Origin of the sequence: Phocaeicola vulgatus ATCC 8482 (genome assembly GCF_000012825.1) — a bacterium.
In the GTDB taxonomy this organism is placed as follows: Bacteria; Bacteroidota; Bacteroidia; order Bacteroidales; family Bacteroidaceae; genus Phocaeicola; species Phocaeicola vulgatus.
In genome coordinates this window covers 3,548,495-3,565,751 of the sequence record NC_009614.1, presented here as the reverse complement: position 1 = coordinate 3,565,751, position 17,257 = coordinate 3,548,495, and the positions used below count along the sequence as shown (strand labels likewise).

Below are 17,257 nucleotides of genomic sequence, written 5' to 3'. Positions count from 1 at the left end.
CAATAATTCTATCTTTGCAATTTGAATAATAACACATTATCATGAAGAGGTTAAAAATCGGCTTATTAGCCCGAATTATCATCGCCATCACATTGGGTATAGGATTCGGAAACGTTCTTCCCGGCGAATTGGTCAGAGTATTTGTGACTTTCAACGGAATCTTCAGCGAATTTTTGGGTTTCATCATTCCACTGATTATTCTCGGACTGGTCACTCCTGCCATTGCCGATATCGGTAAGGAGGCAGGAAAGATGCTGGTGATAACGACATTGGTAGCATACAGCGCCACGTTGTTCTCCGGTTTCCTGTCTTATTTCACCGGAGTGACTTTTTTCCCTTCCATGATTACTCCGGGAGCACCGATAGAACAAATCAGCGAGGCACATGATATTTCTCCATTCTTCACTGTAGCCATCCCCCCGGTGATGAATGTGATGACTTCCTTGATTTTAGCCTTCACACTAGGTCTGGGCATCGCACATTTGGATAGTACAGCGCTGAAAAACGTATGTAACGATTTCAAAGAAATCATAGTCAAAACCATCCAGACGGTGATTCTGCCCCTACTGCCTATCTATATATTCGGTATATTCCTGAATATGACCCATTCCGGACAGGTATATAACATTCTGATGGTATTTATCAAGATCATCGGAGTCATTTTCCTGCTTCACATCTTCCTGTTGGTTTTTCAATATACCATTGCAGCGCTGTTTGTACATCGGAATCCGTTCAAACTACTGGGAAAGATGATGCCTGCCTATTTCACAGCATTGGGCACACAGTCATCGGCAGCCACCATTCCGGTGACTTTGCGACAGACTGTCAAGAATGGGGTCACGGAGGATATAGCCGGATTTGTCATTCCGCTATGTGCCACAATTCATCTGTCGGGAAGCACGTTGAAGATTGTTGCTTGCGCACTGGCACTGATGATTATGCAAGGAATGCCATTTGATTTCCCCATGTTTGCAGGATTCATCTTTATGCTGGGAATCACGATGGTAGCTGCACCGGGAGTACCGGGAGGAGCCATCATGGCTGCATTGGGGATCCTGTCTTCCATGCTGGGATTCGGAGAAAGTGAACAGGCTTTGATGATAGCACTTTACATTGCCATGGATAGTTTCGGTACTGCTTGTAATGTGACGGGCGATGGGGCTATCGCATTGATTATTGATAAGTTTTTCGGAAAGAAAAATCTCCGGTCCATACAATAAACAGGAAAAATATTCCCGAATCAGATAAAGTCAGGAAACTCTGTAACCCATTCATGAAAAGTTGCCAGGCTGATTTATGACGTGTATGATAAAAAAGGTAACGGCTTTAATTCTGATAAAAGAAAGACATTTTCATGATAAATAGCAGGCAGGCAACAAGTTGCCTGCCGATTCTTCATAACAAACAAAAAAGGAAAGCATGAGCTAGAATACAGGCATCTGCCAAATGAATCCCACTGACACACGATGGGTACTGAAATTGTCCTCACCCAACGCCTTTGCACGATCGGTATATTTATAGGAACGCCCCACGTATGCCAGGAAGAAGTGCAGATTGCTCTCCATCGGATAAAATTCTATACCTCCTGCATATCCCCATGCCGTGCGATATTTCCCTTTTTCCACTTCATCACTTGCCTTATAAACGGAAGCAGTTTCATACATTCCTTTTGCAAACAAGTTCCACTTTGGGGCAAAACGATAATTCACATGCAACACATAGGACATATATTCGGCATTAAAAGCATTGTGTGCCTGATTATCAGTTCCTACGATGTTAGTTATAATCCCTTTACGGTCTACTCCTTCACGAGAATACATCCAGTCAAAATAGGCATGCCATTTAGGGCTGAAATTAAATTCATTACCCAAAGCGTAATAATACATCTTTTCGCCCTTCGTTTCGTTCATAACAGAGGCAGACCAACGGGTTTTGAAAACATCCAGGAAATTTCCGTTCCAGTTCAAGGTATAAACTAACGGCAGTTTGGTACGTTCCAAATCCCCATACATCTCCTCGGACGGCCCGTTCAGGCTGTTCAATACCTGAAATTGTATCTGCTGATAAGGATTATAGTTGTATGCCACATTCAAACCGGTCATGAAGTTACTCATGTGCTCTATCATGTCACTATATTCGTAAATATCAATCGGATTCAAATCAAATTCTATACCACCATACGAGACACATTGCTTTCCGGCAAAAAATGAGAACTTATTTAATCTGATGCCTACTCCTGCCCAATCTATGCTGGTAGGTACATTATCTATATTGCCGGAACCATCGTTACCCCGATTCAGACGCTGACGGTAACGGTAACTCAACCAATCATTGATATCCCCCTTCATTTCGATACGGAGCTGCTTCATTTCGAATGCGCCCTGATCAAATCCGGAATCATTCCATTTCATGTTGAAATCACCGTGCATATTAAGATAGAGATTGAACTTGTCCGTTTTCTTCTTGATACCGGTGACTTCTTCAAACAGGCTTTTGTCACCGACCATGAAATCACTTCCGGAAGATTGGGCATATAAAGAGTAAGTACCTGAGACAGCAAGGGCTGTCAGGCATACTAACATTATTCTTTTCATAAGTCAAAGTTTTAGGTTATAATGTATTCTCTTTTTCTTTTATGCGCGCAAAAGAAAAAGAGATAAAAAGAAAAAGTGCCGGATGGACTAGTATACGTTGAAGTATTCCTGAATCTTCTTCCAGTCTTTTGTTTTAGTTAATGCCAACATCAACAACACACGCGCTTTCTGAGGATTCAACTCTTGTGAAGCCACGAATTGATATTTATTATCATCCACCTCGGCATCCAATGTGGTCGGTCCGGTAGGAACACGGCTGGAACGCACTACCAAAATACCTTGCTGACGGGCCTTTTCCAATATCGGAAACAAATTCTGATGAATGTTGCCATTCCCCACACCGGCATGAATAATACCTTGGTAACCATTATTCAGAAAAGGGATCATAACATCAGCCTCTACATTGGAATAACTGTAAACGATACCTACTTTCGGCAGCTTGTCAAGGTGGGCCACATCAAAATCGGAACCGGTGGTATGGCGTTTCAAAGATTCCATATTATAAAAAACCTTACCATTCAATACATATCCCAACGCACCGGAGTTAGGAGACTGGAAAGTCTGTACATCCACCGTATTGGTCTTCATGGCTCCGTGGGCTCCCAAAATCAAACCGTTCATGGCAATTACGACACCTTTACCCCGTGATTCCCTAGCAGCGGCAGTAACTACCGCATTATACAAGTTCAACGGTCCGTCCGCACTCATGGCCGTAGAGGGGCGCATGGCTCCTACCAATACAACAGGCTTGTCACTCTTCACAGTCAAGTTCAGGAAAAAGGCGGTTTCTTCCATTGTGTCAGTTCCGTGAGTAATCACGATACCGTCCACATCTCCACGGCTGAAAAGCTCGTTGATACGCTTGGCCAACGTCAGCCATACGGCATCATTCATGTCCTGAGAACCGATTTTTACAATCTGTTCCCCGGTCACATTGGCTATTTTGTTCACTTCGGGAACCGCTTCCAGCAATGTGCTGATAGCCACCTGTCCGGCAGTATAATTTGTTTTAGTAGCCGAAGCGCCTGTTCCGGCAATAGTCCCCCCTGTAGCCAATATATGGATATTAGGCTTTTGGGAGACAGCAGCCAATGTGGTACATACCAGCATTGCCGCCATAAGGCTGAGTTTTCTTAATCCGTTCATAATCTTTTCAAGTTTAGGTTTTATTACTATAATAATTATTTGGAAATTTTGTTCACACAAAGAAGAAGATGTGCCGATGATATATATGTATACATCGAATCATTATAAATGTTACAGGCAGAAGATCACTCATCTTCAAGTCCGACTACACCTACCCCCTTTCCTTTCTAGAACACCTGTACCAGCAGCAGGCCTACCACAATAGAAACAATGGTGGCCACCATCCCAGGCATCATGAACGAATGATTCAGAATCCATTTTCCAATGCCTGTTGTTCCTGTACGGTCAAAATTTATAGCTGCCACCACTGTAGGATAATTAGGAATAAAGAAATATCCGTTGACAGCAGGGAACAAAGCAATCAACATCATCGGAGAAATACCCAGTGCTATCCCTAACGGCACAATGGCACGCACCGTAGCAGCCTGGCTATAAAGCAAAATGGACATGACAAACAATGCCAGACCGAACAACCAGGGCATTTGGCGCACAATCCCCTCAATAGAGCCTGTCAGTTCCGTAATGTTTCCATTAATGAAGGTATCTCCCATCCATGCAATACCAAATATAGCGATTACCGCCTGCATCCCGGCAGGAAACACACTGCCTTGTGTAGCTTTAATTCCATCCGTACGTGAAATGAGAAGAATAACAGCCGCCGCACACAACATCAAAATCTCAATAATAGCCGGCATATCCAAAGCCGTACCATTGAACACAGGACGCATGACAGGAATAGAACCGAACAACACTATCAACAGCGTGGCGGCAATAAAAATTATCACCGAGATACGGGCATGAAACATATTCTTCACATCGTTCAGCTCCACATGTTTTGTATCAATCATCCCGGCTTCCAAGCGGCGCAAGTATTCGGGATCTTCCAACAACTCTTTACCCACCTTCTTTGAAAGGAAAGCTCCCACCAGCACACCGATTAATGTAGCGGGAATAGTAATCTTCAGAATATCAAACAGAGTGATGTCAAATCCTGTCAGCAATCCCAGCAACGCTACGGTAGCGGCAGAGATAGGGCTGGCAGTAATAGCCTGTTGCGAGGCGATAACGGCAATGCCTAAAGGACGCTCAGGACGAATTTTAGTTTCCGTAGCCACCTCGGCTATGACAGGAAGCACAGAGTAGGCCACATGCCCCGTACCTGCGACAAAAGTAAACAGATAAGTAACCAACGGACTCAGGATAGTCACTTGTGAAGGGTTACGACGCAACAACCGTTCTGCTAATTTCACCATATAGTCCAGTCCGCCGGCAGCCTGCATACAAGAGGCGGCAGAGATAACGGCGACAATCATCAACATCACATCAATAGGGGGAGCGGTAGGTTGAAGTCCGAAAACAAAGGTCAATATGGCAAGGCCCACACCTCCCATCACTCCCAGTCCGATACCTCCCAGACGGGCACCTACAATAATAGCGACAAGTACAAATAGCAGTTGTAATAACATGTTTTTTATCCGTTTATAAATATACAATTTTAATTCTGAGAACAAAGATAGACCATTTCTGTTCTACAAACCTTAAAATTTCTAAGAATTTTTCCTTTTTTCACTACTTTCTCCCTAAAACATTCAATAAAAGTTAGTTGTTTTGTATAATGAACTATTCGTCAATGTGCTAATCGGCTGTATTATGTCCCACATAGTTATTGGTACATTAGCAAATAGACAAATCACTAAATTATTACATATGAACAGAATTTGCAATCTTTTTGGAATAAAGTATCCCATCATACAGGGAGGAATGGTATGGTGTAGCGGTTGGCGACTAGCCTCCGCAGTAAGTAACGCCGGAGGACTGGGACTGATAGGAGCAGGCTCCATGCATCCCGAGACCTTACGCGAACACATACAGAAATGCAAAGCGGCGACAGACAAACCTTTCGGAGTAAACATTCCGCTGATGTATCCCGAAATAGACATCCTTATCAATATGGTAATAGAAGAGGGTGTGAAAATCGTCTTCACCTCTGCCGGAAATCCAAAGACCTGGACAGAACACCTGCATGAGCATGGAATCATTGTGGCCCATGTAGTGGCAAGCACCAAGTTTGCCGCCAAATGTGAAGAAGCAGGTGTAGACGCCATCGTAGCCGAAGGATTCGAAGCAGGAGGACATAACGGACGGGAGGAAACGACCACCCTATGTCTTATTCCAGCCGTCAGACAGATCACCACTGTGCCGTTGATAGCTGCCGGAGGTATCGGATCGGGAGAAAGCATACTGGCTGCTATGGCATTGGGGGCCGACGGGGTGCAAATAGGGACGCGCTTTGCATTAACCGAAGAGAGTTCTGCTCATTTCACATTCAAAGACCGGTGTCTGCGACTGAATGAAGGAGATACCCAACTGACATTGAAACAGCTCTCTCCCGTCCGGTTGGTCAAGAATGATTTCTTCAAACAAGTAGAAGAAGCGGAAAGCCGTGGCGCAACAACGGATGAACTACGCACTTTGTTAGGAAAAGGACGTGCCAAAAAGGGAATCTTTGAAGGAGATTTATTCGAAGGTGAACTGGAAATAGGACAAGTCGCATCATGCATACATAAATTACAGACGGTAGACGAAGTGATGAAAGAACTGGTGGAAGATTTCAATGCCGCATTAAACAGGGTCAATGAGCTGAAAAGATTTATCTGATAAGGAGAACGATGAAACGATTAATAAACCGGAGAGTGAATCAAAACCAAAATGAACATTCTAAAGGTTACAGATTGTAACCGACAAATACAGAAAAGCCGTATCATTACTCAAAAGTGATACGGCCTTCTTATTGTCAATGAAGAATGTCAAGTTTCAGATGAAAAATTCTTTTCTATAAAGTTGAGTTTTATAAAATTAAGTTATTCTACTTACATCTTCTCTTATTAAGCAGATTAGCACTCAGGAATCCCACCAAAAATATCAGCAACGTCCCGAACACGATAGCCAGATTGGCATGTACAAAGGGGGATATCACAATCCAACAAACCAGAATTACTCCACAAACGACTCCCAGTACCGCATCAAAATTACGTGCTTTCTTCGAAATATACCCCAATAGAAACAGTCCCAACATGCCTCCGCTGAAAATAGACGCCAACGCCCACCAGGCATCCAGCGCACTTTGCACACTCATAAAGGCAAAAGCCACCAGAATCCCTGCCACTCCCACTCCTACACTGGAGAGTTTCAGCACCAACATCCGCTCCCTGTTTCCGGCATGTTTGCGGAACCGCTGATAATAATCCGTCAGAATGATGGTAGACGAACTAGTGACACTGGTCGCAATGGTACTCATACCTGCGGCAAAGATAGAAGCAATCAGCAGGCCTGTCAACCCCACCGGCAACTCATTGACTATAAAAAACGGAAAGACATAATCCGCCCCCACCCCGTCGGGCAAGATCCCCGGATGCACTTTATAGAACGCATACAGTCCAGTCCCTATCATAAAGAAAACGGCCGAAACGGGAATAAACAAATATCCTCCGAACAAGGCCGAAAACTTAGCCTCCTTCTCATTCTTCGCCGTATGATAACGTTGCACATAACTCTGGTCTATACCATAGTTCTGCAAATTAGTAAATATACCATAAATCAGACACACCCAAAAAGTGGACTCACTTAAACTGCTTCCAAAGCTTCCCAAGCTGAATTTACCATCTTCCATGGCGATGGAGAAAGTCTGCACCGGACCTCCGGGCATATCAAAAAGCAAAATAAACATACATACCAACGCACCTCCGATCAGAATAATTCCCTGTATGGCCTCTGTCCAAATGACAGCCTTCATGCCACCCAACATGGAATAAAGCACAATAGCCACACTGGTTACAACAATAATGGTCTGGATATGCCATCCCAACAATACATTCATGGGCAACGCCAACAAATACAGGATAGACCCTGTACGTGCTATCTGGGTGAGCAGATAGCAGGACGAAGCATATATACGTGCCCAAGGACCGAAACGGTTTTCCAAAAAGCTATAAGCCGATATGCTGTCCTGACTCCGGTAAAAAGGCACAAAGTAACGAGCCGCAAAATAAGAGGCGATAGGAATAGAAAGACTGAATACAAATGCATTCCAATCTCCCGAAAAGGCCTTTCCCGGATATCCCAGATAACTGATACTGCTGACATACGTGGCGAAAATGGACATCCCCACCACCCAGCCGGGCAAACTTCTTCCGGCAGAAGTGAACTCCTCGGAGGTACCTTTCTTCTTAAAGAAAGAACAACCGAAGGCCACGACTCCGCCGGTAAACAACAAAAAGACGATTATATCAATGATATGCATACAGACCGAGCATTTAAGGTTTCAATTCCGGACAAAAAGGGAGTGCCTCCAACGCCTTGCGTATCTTCTCGCGTTCCGGAACATTGAAGCGATGGAAAGGAGCCGCAACAAAATCATCACAAACGCCCAATAAAGACAACGCGCATTTCAATCCTTTCAAATAACTGGAGCCATGCTGCCCCACGGTATAAATACTGCTACTGATTTGCATCACCAAGGGTTGCAGCCGACTTACGGTTTCCATGTCACGCGCTACCGCAGCATGATAAAGATCTACATATAATTCCGGGAACATATTGGCACCTCCGTTGATCCCCCCATGTCCACCCAGCAACACACACTCTGCCGTAATTTCCTCCGGTCCCACCAACATGGCGAAATCCTGTCTGTCCTTCATGGCATACATCACGGACTGGAAATAAACGGCATTAGCCGAACTATCCTTGAACCCCACCACCTGAGGATTACGGGCAATACGTTGAATAGTAGCCGGAGCAAAATTCACTTTCGTGTGCGACGGCATATTGTACAAGAAGATAGGTAACGGCAACTGAGGAATCAGGTCCTCATAAAATTCGGCCAGTTCAGGCTGTCCCGGAGCAAAGTAGTAAGGGGGAGCGGAAACTACGGCTGAAGCACCACACTCGGCCCCTACATGTGCCAGATGAATACTTTCTACAATTGAAGTATCGGAAATACAAACCAGAACCGGAAGTCTTCCGGCATTGATACGGCAAGTTTCCTTTATCATTTCATGGCGAAGCCGGTAACTGATACTCTGCGCTTCTCCGGTGGTACCCAGTATAAATAATCCGTGCACTCCTCCTTTTATCAATCGTTCTATCAACCTTTCCAAACCATCAATATCCAGTTTGTCATTATCCAGTAACGGAGTCACTAAAGGAGGAATAATGCCTGTCATAGGCTTTTTTAATGTGTTTTCCATGATTCGTTTTCTTTTAAAAATTTCAATGCTATATTTATGAAACGAACAGTAGGATTATTTGTACTCAGCCCAACATCCCGGCTTGTCCGGAAAGCGACAGGGCACTATCGTTTAACCAGTCGTCTTCCGTCTGCCCGGAACGTACCTTTAGAAAAAGAACTTTTAATTCCGCTTCAAGAAAAGAAAGTTAGTTATACATGCGGGCAACTCTTCCTGATAATGTGTCACCATAATCATGGTCTTGTCCTTACGACGACAGAAAGTTTCTATCACATCTTTCACCAACTGGCGGTTGTACAAGTCCAACCCATGCAAAGGCTCATCCAAAATAAGCAACTCAGGATCCTTCACAAAAGCACGGGCCAACAACACCAGACGCTGCTCGCCACTGGACAACTGCAAGAAATTCCGGTCTTTCAAATCTGCAATACCAAAAATATCCATCCACCATTCACAAGCCGCCATCTGCTCGGGACGCGGACGTTTGTACAACCCCACAGAATCATGTAGTCCGCTTGCCACAATATCTATGGCAGGAAGGTTTTTCAGATAAGCGCGATGCATCTCAGGACTGACATATCCTATATGCTTCTTTATCTCCCAAATACTTTCTCCGGAACCGCGTTTTCTGCCGAACAAGGTAATATCACAAGCATAACTCTGCGGATTATCCGCACAGACCAAACTCAACAACGTAGACTTTCCTGAACCGTTCTCTCCACTCAAAGCCCATTTCTCGCCACATTTCACTGTCCAGTCCAAATCTTTCAAAATGGTACGCTCGCCATAACGGATGCTTACCTTGTTCAAATCGACTACGTGCTCGGTGTGATACAAATCACCGCCGTAAGGCAAATTCAGAATCCGTGCCTCCTTTTCTTCGGAAAGTATCCGTTCCGGTATCGGCTTACGGACCGCCAAATATTCCTGCAAAGTTATCTTTTTACCACACACCCTGTCTTCCACAGGAATAACATGAGTAATAAAAGCAGGAATATCATCGGACTTAGACAAGATAAGGATTACCTGCAAATGGGTTACTTTAGTCAGTTCGCCCAACAATGTATGAAGCAGGTCCCTCGTCTTCGCATCCAGTCCGATAAAGGGATTATCCATAATCAGTACACGCGGATTACTCAGCAAAGTCTTTGTCAGTTGAAACTTACGTAACTCACCACTGGAAAGCAGAATAATATGTTTATCCAGCATCCTCTCTATGCCAAACAGTTCATACAAAGCCTTTTTCAGACCTGAATCGGTCGCTTCGGGCAACAAATCACGTACCAGTGGGGTTTCATCCAAATCATGGGCATTCCATCGTTGCTGATAATAGTAATTTCCATCGGAATCTCCGTATGAATCACGGAAAGCAATATACTTTATATTCTCGTATGCCATCTTCGAAGGAGAAGGAGAGAAATCATACTTCACTTCGTTCATCAACAACGGCCACCGGCCTGTAATCGTATCTACCAATATACTTTTTCCTGCCCCGTTTCTCCCCACAACAGCTATATGTTCTCCGGCGGCAAGTGTCATATTCACCGGTTCCTTCATCCGGTACAGCGGATGGCGGGTCACACCATTTTCTATCGCAATAATATTCTGCATTACAAATCTCTTTTTTATCCAACAGGATGCAAAGGTAACAAAATAATATAAAAATGAGATAATATATTATCATCTTGTTACATCAATCATCCACCTTAATTATATATGATACCAATTATACGACACTGAATAACCAACAAAATATTACCTAAACTATATGTTCCATAACAGAATATAGGCTCAAATTTATAAAGCATCAACAAGATATATATTTGCACTAAATTAAGACAAAAGGAAATAATAACAGAAGAAATTATAGACAAAATGGCAACAACAATCACGTTCACAAAGATGCAGGGAGCAGGTAATGACTATATATACGTAAACACCCTAAAGCACCTCATAGCAGACCCCGTGAGAACTTCCATCAGATGGAGCTCGTCACACGGGGATCGGTTCCGACGGGCTGGCATTGATTGGGAAATCAGCCAAAGCGGATTTCAGTATGCACATATTCAATGCAGATGGTTCTGAAGTCATGATGTGTGGTAACGCCTCCAGATGTATAGGAAAGTATGTATATGACAACAAATTGACTCAAAAGAAAGCCATCACGCAGGAAACGCTCTCAGGAATCAAGGTCCTAAAACTGCATACGGAGAACGAGCTGGTAGAAGAAGTAACAGTGGACATGGATCTTCCCCTGCTTGCCAACTCCAGACAAATAAATACCCCGGACGGCAAAATGTTGGCAAAAACAATCACAGTAGATGGAAAAGAATACAAAAGAACATTTGTTTGTATGTGAAATCCATATTTAGTGGTTTTCATAGATGATATAAAAGATGTAAATTTGCCGGCAATAGGTCCGAAACTGGAGAATCATCCGCTTTTTCCCGAACGAACCAATATAGAATTCGTTGAAGTATTATCACATAACAAGCACAAGCCATTACAAGAAAAACAAATACATACGAGATATAACAAACTCACTATTATGGATTAAAAAGGTAAAAAGCAATGAAAAAGAGTTTTAGAAAAACAACATTTCTGTCGGCCTTGGCAATAGCTGTTCCGGCAATGGGCATGGCGCAGGACAAAGTGGAAGCCAGCGCAGGAGCCGATCTCGTAAGCGGATACATCTGGCGTGGCCAGGATTTAGGAGGTGTCAGTATCCAACCCACGTTGTCAGTTTCTTACAAAGGGTTCTCATTGTCTGCATGGGGAACAGCAGGTATCGAAAAAGAAGATACAAAAGAGATTGACCTCACATTAGGCTACGCCACAGGAGGTTTCAGTATCTCCGTCACAGATTACTGGTTCAATGGAGGACCGGGGTATTTTCATTACGGCTCACACAATACCAACCATACCTTCGAGGCACAAATAGGTTATGACTTCGGACCGCTGGCCTTGAACTGGTATACCAATTTCGCCGGAACCGACGGAGTGAATAACGGAGGAAACAGAGCCTATTCGTCCTATATCTCGGCTACCGTACCTTTCACACTGGCAGGGCTGGAATGGACAGCGGAAATAGGAGCGACTCCGTGGGGCACAGACTTTTACAACTATTCCGAAGCCCCTGTATGCAACGGTTCCAACGGTTTCACCGTATGCGACATCAGCATGGGAGCCGCCAAGGAAATAAAAATCACCGATTCATTCTCCGTTCCAGCTTTTGCAAAAGTCACCGTAAACCCACGCACTGAAGGGGCTTATTTCGTTTTCGGGCTAAGTTTTTAATCATAAAGAGCATAACCAGACAAGGATAACAACAAAGTATTAGTTTTTTAGAAGGTAAAAAGATTACATTATATACAAAATACAAATACAACAATAAAAAAATTGAAGCTATTATCTGTAAGACCCAATTCGAGGACGTAAAAGAAGCATTGCTCGAAGCCAAAATCGAATGGCTTTCCTATTGCAATGTAAAAGGCATTGGCAAAACATGTCAAGGACGCATTTGAATGCCGTCCGCATCCATACAGAAGAACGCGGATATATCGCCTTGTACAATGCAGAACAGGAGAAATAACTCATTACACGGACAAAACTACTCCACAAAGTAAAAATCATACTATAACTTAAGCGGAAAATTATGGATACAACTAATAAAAAGAGGTCGTCAGATGTAGAACAACCTCTTTTTATCAGGTAAACACATCATAAACAAGAAAGATGAATTACAAGCAAGGTACCTTCACAAATGCTGTATCCGGGAAATGCTTCTCTATATAACGACAAATATAAGTTTCTGTATCTGCTTGAATGATTTTATCCTCTCCTTCGGGAAACAGATTGTACATCACTGTATGAAGCTTTATCCCTCTCCGTTCTATAGCCTCAAAACTCAATAATGTATGGTTGATACTTCCCAATCGTCCCGAAGTAACAAAAACTAAGGGATAACCCGATTCCTGAACATAGTCTATAGTCAGATTATCTTCTGTCAACGGCACCATCAGCCCCCCGGCTCCTTCTACTAAAACAGCATCATAGCGCTCACTCAGCACCTCCGTGGCATGCTTTATTTTATCAAAATCAATGGCGCGGTTATCTATTCGTGAAGCCAAATGGGGAGAAGCCGGATAAGAAAATATTTCAGGTTTGGTAAGTCCCTGCTCATCCTCAGGCAAATACTCCATCCCCATCAGACGACGATGCAACTCAATATCCTCCGAATAACCTTCCGGATTTCCTGTCTGTATGAATTTTTGAGTAATAGTACGACATCCTTGTTTGTTCCAAAGATGTGCCAGATAGGCCGTGGCATAACTTTTACCAATATTTGTATCAATACCACTTACGAAAAATACATTCTGTTTCATGATTCTTTTTATTTCTATTGTCTTTTCTTTGCAATAATATAAATAGGATGATAAGTCAAAGTCACCGAACGACCATCACTGAACAAACGGGCATACTTGTCACAGAAATCCTGCAAATCCCTTTTAGTCCACGCTTGTTGCCTGACAGCAGCCACCCCGGTGTGTTTCAAGTGATAAAGCACTTCGAGCGGAGTACCGAAAGTCAGACAGATACGTTCCTCATGAGCCTTCACGATCTCATAGTGTATGCGCAGCGCTTCTTCTAATTCCTCTAAAGAACGATAGTGAAGACCGCTGCCGGTAACCGATGCAACTTCTTTCAGATTATCCCTGCCGAACGTAGTAAAAGCAAAATATCCTTTCTGCTTCAACAAAGTATTACAACGTTCAAAAAACAGCTCGGGAGAAACAAACCACTGTAATGCCGAGCATGATACAATCAAATCCTGTCCTTTTGGAAAAGGAAGGGACTCGGCATCCCCTGCCAGAAAGGTAGCCTGCCCGCTTCCCAACAAATCGGTGAAACAAGAACTCATCTCCTGACAAATGTCATTCAACACCAGTTTTTCAGGATGGAGGGTTTCCATCAACCTGCGGGTAAGAAAGCCCGTCCCGCTACCAATTTCCAATATCCGGCCGCACGGACGGGGCAAATAATGATTTAGCATATCACTCATGCGGTATGCTATCTGCTTTTGTGCCACCGCCTCACGGTTATAACTCTCTACAGCGCGGGAAAAGCGACGGGTTATCAATTGCTTATTAATCATACGTTTTTGTTTTAAATAACAGACGGGCATAGCAAATCTCTCATTATTTCTTCTGAATAATGAGGAATATCATACTCTGCCACTTCCGTCCCTGTCCATGCATTTCTTTGGTTGACCGCCGTAAAAATCAAATCATTCTTGCCTATAACAGCCCGTTCCCATGCAAAACTGGGAACAGCGCAAGATTTTACCTGTTCTCCAATCCTCCGAAGCTCTTCTTGCAGTTCCTCTACCGCACGTTGCGGACGTTTCGACAAGAATGTTTCCAGATTCTCCTTTTTCAAACACATCCTGCGGATAAACTTTTCCAACGTACCCTCATTCAAGCCTTCCAGTGTTCCTTCAAAAACTTGCTGCGGAATACCTTTCAAATCATCGACAGGAGTTACCGTGCCATTCAAAGCAACACGCTCACAAATAGGCAAGTCCATATCCTGCAATACCATAGACGCGGCCCATACTCCCATAGACCAGGCTATCAGGCGAATCTCCTGATAACCCTGCAACAACGTGAAATCAAAATCCAGCGAACGATAATCATAACAAACCAACAGATCGCTATTTTCGGGGCAATGATCCATGAAAGGACATTCATCCATTCCCCAACCGGCAAAAAAAAGTGTCAATCGGGGAAGATGCTTTTGTTGTATAAAATAATGTTTCATATCAATTCTATCAGACTTTTTATTTCTTCTTCAGTAATATCCGCTGTCAACGAAAAACGGATACGCGATGTTCCTTCGGGCACAGTGGGAGGACGCACCGGCAACGCATAAAAACCTTTACGCTGCAAGAAATCGGCCTTTAACACCGTATCACCGCTATCGCCTATCGTCATTGGCAGAATATGGCTGGTAGAAGGACAAGCGTAGCCTTTCTTTACCAACGCGTCTTTCAAAAGAGAGGATATTCTCTTCAACCTTTCCCTCCGGAAGCTGAAACTGTCCAAATGCTCCAGGATAAAGAATGTCCATAGCAAGTTGACAGGAGGAAGAGCCGTTGTAAATATGAATGTACGCATTTTATTGATCAAATAATCACGGATGGTCTTCGAACAAACAATATAGCCTCCTACTGAGGCCAACGCTTTACCAAAAGTTCCACATAAAAAATCGATGTCAGCCACACAATCCTGTTCTTCCGCACACCCCAGGCCATGCATCCCCCGCACCCCTACAGCATGCGCTTCATCCACATACAGCAATACATTATCATATTGTTGCTTCAAAGTGACCAAACGGCGGAGATCGGCCTCATCACCGTCCATACTGAAAATACTTTCGGTTACAATAATTATTCTATCATACCCGGCATGATTGGAAACCAGCAACTGTTCCAATTGGTCATATCGGTTATGCCGGTACCGGATACACTTGGCCGCCGATAAACGAATGCCGTCAATAATGCTGGCATGTACCAGTTTATCGGCAAGAATCAATGTACGAGCATCGCTCACTGCAGGAAGAATACCGGCATTCATGTGATAACCACTATTAAAAACCAACGCGCTTTCCTTCCGAAACAGTCGGGCAAGCAAATCCTCTATCTGAACATAGATATTAAAATTTCCTGTCAGCAGCCGAGAGGATGAAGAGGAAGGAAGAAAAGTGTCGGGAGTAAGACTTTGCAAGAATTCCGTACGTAATGGCAGATAAGCAGCCAATCCCAGATAATCGTTGGATGAAAGGTTAAGCATCACTTTTCCATTCACCTCCACCTCTTTTCCCAAATGGCGGATAACAGGCAACTTACGAAGATTACTTTTATTTTCAAGCAGGGCTAATTCTCTTTCCCAGTCTGTTAATGAACTCATTTTTTCTATTTTTCCCAATACTATCACTTATTCTTTTAATTCTCCTACTATCTTTACCAGTGAATGCGTCAATTTGCTCAATTCTTCCGGCTGAATTATAAAAGGCGGCATGATATACATCAGTTTTCCAAAAGGACGTACCCATACTCCTTCTTCGACAAAACGACGTTGCATGAAAGCCATATCTACCGGTTTCTTCACTTCAATAACCCCGATAGCTCCCAATACACGCACATCAGCCACCTGCGGCAATAAAGCAGCAGGAGCCAGCTCCCTCTTCAATTGTGATTCAATAGCCTTTACCTTTTCCTCCCAACTATATGAAAGCAACAATTCCACGGATGCTTTCGCTACGGCACAAGCCAACGGATTTCCCATAAAAGTAGGGCCGTGCATAAAGACTCCCGGATAACCGCCGGAAATAGTATCAGCCACCTCATCACTGGCAAGGACAGCAGAAAAAGTCATGTATCCACCGGTCAGTGCCTTACCTATGCACATGATATCGGGCTGGACACCTGCATGCTCCCAAGCAAACAGTTTCCCTGTTCTTCCGAAACCTGTCGCTATCTCATCAAAGATTAACAACAGACGATATTGCCTGCAAAGTTTCTCTGCCTGGCGCAAAAACTCAGGATGATAAAAACGCATTCCGCCCGCCCCTTGTACAATAGGTTCCAGAATCAATGCGGCCATTTCTTCATGATGCTGTTCCAATATTTCCTTCAAGGGTTCTATATCCTCTTCATACCAGATTCCGCCAAAGCGCGACCGGGGAGCAGGAACAAAATAACGCACAGGCAATGTAGGGCCAAAAATATGATGCATACCGGTCACCGGATCACAAACGGACATGGCATTCCACGTATCTCCATGATATCCGGACTGAATAGTTACAAAATTATTTTTCTTTTCCTTCCCTTGCGCATACCAATATTGCACGGCCATTTTCAGTGCCACTTCTACCGCAACCGAACCGGAATCAGCATAAAATATTTTCTGCATACGGGGAGGAACAATCTTCAGCAACAACCTGCCTAATTCGATGGCCGGATCGTGTGTCAGTCCGCCGAACATGACATGGCTCATACGGTCTATCTGTTCCTTGAGCGCTTGGTTCAATACCGGATGATTGTATCCATGTACCATGCACCACCACGAAGACATCCCTTCTATCAAACATCTTCCGTCCTCCAATTCTATATATACTCCATCCGCCCGTCTTACCTTATAAGTGGGCAGCGGATGAGTAGTCGATGTATAAGGATGCCATAAATGCTCCCTGTCAAAATTTTCCATATAT

General features: G+C 43.8%; 14 protein-coding genes and 2 pseudogenes. 5 read left to right on the top strand and 11 right to left on the bottom strand.

The features are described from left to right. Nucleotides 1-41: 41 nt before the first annotated feature. On the top strand, nucleotides 42-1,220 hold the full coding sequence (locus BVU_RS14065; RefSeq protein ID WP_005843390.1) for a dicarboxylate/amino acid:cation symporter: 1,179 nt from the start codon (nucleotides 42-44) through the stop codon (nucleotides 1,218-1,220). A 204-nt stretch (nucleotides 1,221-1,424) separates the two neighbouring features. On the opposite strand, the gene BVU_RS14060 is transcribed toward BVU_RS14065, so the two are convergent. The 3 genes from BVU_RS14060 to BVU_RS14050 form a co-directional block, all read right to left on the bottom strand. Next, a complete protein-coding gene (locus BVU_RS14060) occupies nucleotides 1,425-2,594 on the bottom strand; it encodes a porin (protein ID WP_005843388.1) in 1,170 nt (389 codons plus the stop codon). An 87-nt stretch (nucleotides 2,595-2,681) separates the two neighbouring features. Next, nucleotides 2,682-3,740, bottom strand: coding sequence for an L-asparaginase 2 (gene ansB, locus BVU_RS14055; RefSeq protein WP_005843386.1), 1,059 nt, complete (start codon nucleotides 3,738-3,740; stop codon nucleotides 2,682-2,684). 167 nt (nucleotides 3,741-3,907) lie between these two features. Next, nucleotides 3,908-5,206 carry an anaerobic C4-dicarboxylate transporter family protein gene (locus BVU_RS14050; protein WP_011965736.1) on the bottom strand — a complete coding sequence of 433 codons (1,299 nt, stop codon included), beginning with the start codon at nucleotides 5,204-5,206 and terminating at the stop codon, nucleotides 3,908-3,910. Between the two features lie 241 nt (nucleotides 5,207-5,447). On the opposite strand from BVU_RS14050, the gene BVU_RS14045 reads away from it, so the two are divergent. Next, nucleotides 5,448-6,398: an NAD(P)H-dependent flavin oxidoreductase gene (locus BVU_RS14045; protein WP_008667319.1), complete on the top strand. Its 951-nt coding sequence runs from the start codon at nucleotides 5,448-5,450 to the stop codon at nucleotides 6,396-6,398. Between the two features lie 208 nt (nucleotides 6,399-6,606). Here BVU_RS14045 and BVU_RS14040 read toward each other — a convergent pair whose 3' ends face one another. The 3 genes from BVU_RS14040 to BVU_RS14030 form a co-directional block, all read right to left on the bottom strand. Further along, nucleotides 6,607-8,040, bottom strand: a complete 1,434-nt coding sequence (locus tag BVU_RS14040) for a sodium:solute symporter (protein ID WP_005843381.1) — start codon at nucleotides 8,038-8,040, stop codon at nucleotides 6,607-6,609. A gap of 13 nt (nucleotides 8,041-8,053) precedes the next feature. Beyond that, the gene (locus tag BVU_RS14035) at nucleotides 8,054-8,986 is read right to left on the bottom strand and encodes a dihydrodipicolinate synthase family protein (RefSeq protein ID WP_005843378.1); all 933 of its coding nucleotides are present in this window, start codon (nucleotides 8,984-8,986) and stop codon (nucleotides 8,054-8,056) included. Nucleotides 8,987-9,148: 162 nt separating this feature from the next. Next, nucleotides 9,149-10,597, bottom strand: coding sequence for an ATP-binding cassette domain-containing protein (locus BVU_RS14030; protein WP_005843375.1), 1,449 nt, complete (start codon nucleotides 10,595-10,597; stop codon nucleotides 9,149-9,151). 264 nt (nucleotides 10,598-10,861) lie between these two features. On the opposite strand from BVU_RS14030, the pseudogene dapF reads away from it, so the two are divergent. From dapF to BVU_RS21720, 3 genes and pseudogenes are all read left to right on the top strand, one after another. Next, a pseudogene (gene dapF, locus BVU_RS21725) lies at nucleotides 10,862-11,468 on the top strand (diaminopimelate epimerase); the annotation flags it as partial. An 89-nt stretch (nucleotides 11,469-11,557) separates the two neighbouring features. Then, nucleotides 11,558-12,283, top strand: coding sequence for a hypothetical protein (locus BVU_RS14015; RefSeq protein ID WP_005847970.1), 726 nt, complete (start codon nucleotides 11,558-11,560; stop codon nucleotides 12,281-12,283). A gap of 62 nt (nucleotides 12,284-12,345) precedes the next feature. Then, nucleotides 12,346-12,507, top strand: a pseudogene (locus tag BVU_RS21720) (P-II family nitrogen regulator); the annotation flags it as partial. A 219-nt stretch (nucleotides 12,508-12,726) separates the two neighbouring features. Here the strand turns inward: BVU_RS21720 and bioD are convergent. Genes bioD through bioA form a run of 5 tightly spaced genes read right to left on the bottom strand, consistent with a single transcriptional unit; the run spans nucleotide 12,727 to nucleotide 17,253 of the window. Next, nucleotides 12,727-13,371, bottom strand: coding sequence for a dethiobiotin synthase (bioD, locus tag BVU_RS14010; protein WP_005843364.1), 645 nt, complete (start codon nucleotides 13,369-13,371; stop codon nucleotides 12,727-12,729). 14 nt (nucleotides 13,372-13,385) lie between these two features. After that, nucleotides 13,386-14,141 carry a malonyl-ACP O-methyltransferase BioC gene (gene bioC, locus BVU_RS14005; protein WP_011965735.1) on the bottom strand — a complete coding sequence of 252 codons (756 nt, stop codon included), beginning with the start codon at nucleotides 14,139-14,141 and terminating at the stop codon, nucleotides 13,386-13,388. A gap of 11 nt (nucleotides 14,142-14,152) precedes the next feature. After that, the gene (locus BVU_RS14000) at nucleotides 14,153-14,806 is read right to left on the bottom strand and encodes a DUF452 family protein (RefSeq protein WP_005843361.1); all 654 of its coding nucleotides are present in this window, start codon (nucleotides 14,804-14,806) and stop codon (nucleotides 14,153-14,155) included. Continuing rightward, the gene (locus BVU_RS13995; protein WP_041174548.1) at nucleotides 14,803-15,954 is read right to left on the bottom strand and encodes an 8-amino-7-oxononanoate synthase; all 1,152 of its coding nucleotides are present in this window, start codon (nucleotides 15,952-15,954) and stop codon (nucleotides 14,803-14,805) included. The genes BVU_RS14000 and BVU_RS13995 overlap by 4 nt, the downstream gene beginning before the upstream one ends. A 27-nt stretch (nucleotides 15,955-15,981) precedes the next feature. After that, nucleotides 15,982-17,253: an adenosylmethionine--8-amino-7-oxononanoate transaminase gene (gene bioA, locus BVU_RS13990; RefSeq protein ID WP_005843357.1), complete on the bottom strand. Its 1,272-nt coding sequence runs from the start codon at nucleotides 17,251-17,253 to the stop codon at nucleotides 15,982-15,984. Nucleotides 17,254-17,257: the final 4 nt, after the last annotated feature.

Bases quoted from the DNA above. Each gene is read 5' to 3' on its own strand.
- BVU_RS14065 (WP_005843390.1), top strand. From the start codon at position 42: ATGAAGAGGTTAAAAATCGGCTTATTAGCCCGAATTATCATCGCCATC.
- BVU_RS14060 (WP_005843388.1), bottom strand. From the start codon at position 2,594: ATGAAAAGAATAATGTTAGTATGCCTGACAGCCCTTGCTGTCTCAGGT.
- ansB (WP_005843386.1), bottom strand. From the start codon at position 3,740: ATGAACGGATTAAGAAAACTCAGCCTTATGGCGGCAATGCTGGTATGT.
- BVU_RS14050 (WP_011965736.1), bottom strand. From the start codon at position 5,206: ATGTTATTACAACTGCTATTTGTACTTGTCGCTATTATTGTAGGTGCC.
- BVU_RS14045 (WP_008667319.1), top strand. From the start codon at position 5,448: ATGAACAGAATTTGCAATCTTTTTGGAATAAAGTATCCCATCATACAG.
- BVU_RS14040 (WP_005843381.1), bottom strand. From the start codon at position 8,040: ATGCATATCATTGATATAATCGTCTTTTTGTTGTTTACCGGCGGAGTC.
- BVU_RS14035 (WP_005843378.1), bottom strand. From the start codon at position 8,986: ATGGAAAACACATTAAAAAAGCCTATGACAGGCATTATTCCTCCTTTA.
- BVU_RS14030 (WP_005843375.1), bottom strand. From the start codon at position 10,597: ATGCAGAATATTATTGCGATAGAAAATGGTGTGACCCGCCATCCGCTG.
- BVU_RS14015 (WP_005847970.1), top strand. From the start codon at position 11,558: ATGAAAAAGAGTTTTAGAAAAACAACATTTCTGTCGGCCTTGGCAATA.
- bioD (WP_005843364.1), bottom strand. From the start codon at position 13,371: ATGAAACAGAATGTATTTTTCGTAAGTGGTATTGATACAAATATTGGT.
- bioC (WP_011965735.1), bottom strand. From the start codon at position 14,141: ATGATTAATAAGCAATTGATAACCCGTCGCTTTTCCCGCGCTGTAGAG.
- BVU_RS14000 (WP_005843361.1), bottom strand. From the start codon at position 14,806: ATGAAACATTATTTTATACAACAAAAGCATCTTCCCCGATTGACACTT.
- BVU_RS13995 (WP_041174548.1), bottom strand. From the start codon at position 15,954: ATGAGTTCATTAACAGACTGGGAAAGAGAATTAGCCCTGCTTGAAAAT.
- bioA (WP_005843357.1), bottom strand. From the start codon at position 17,253: ATGGAAAATTTTGACAGGGAGCATTTATGGCATCCTTATACATCGACT.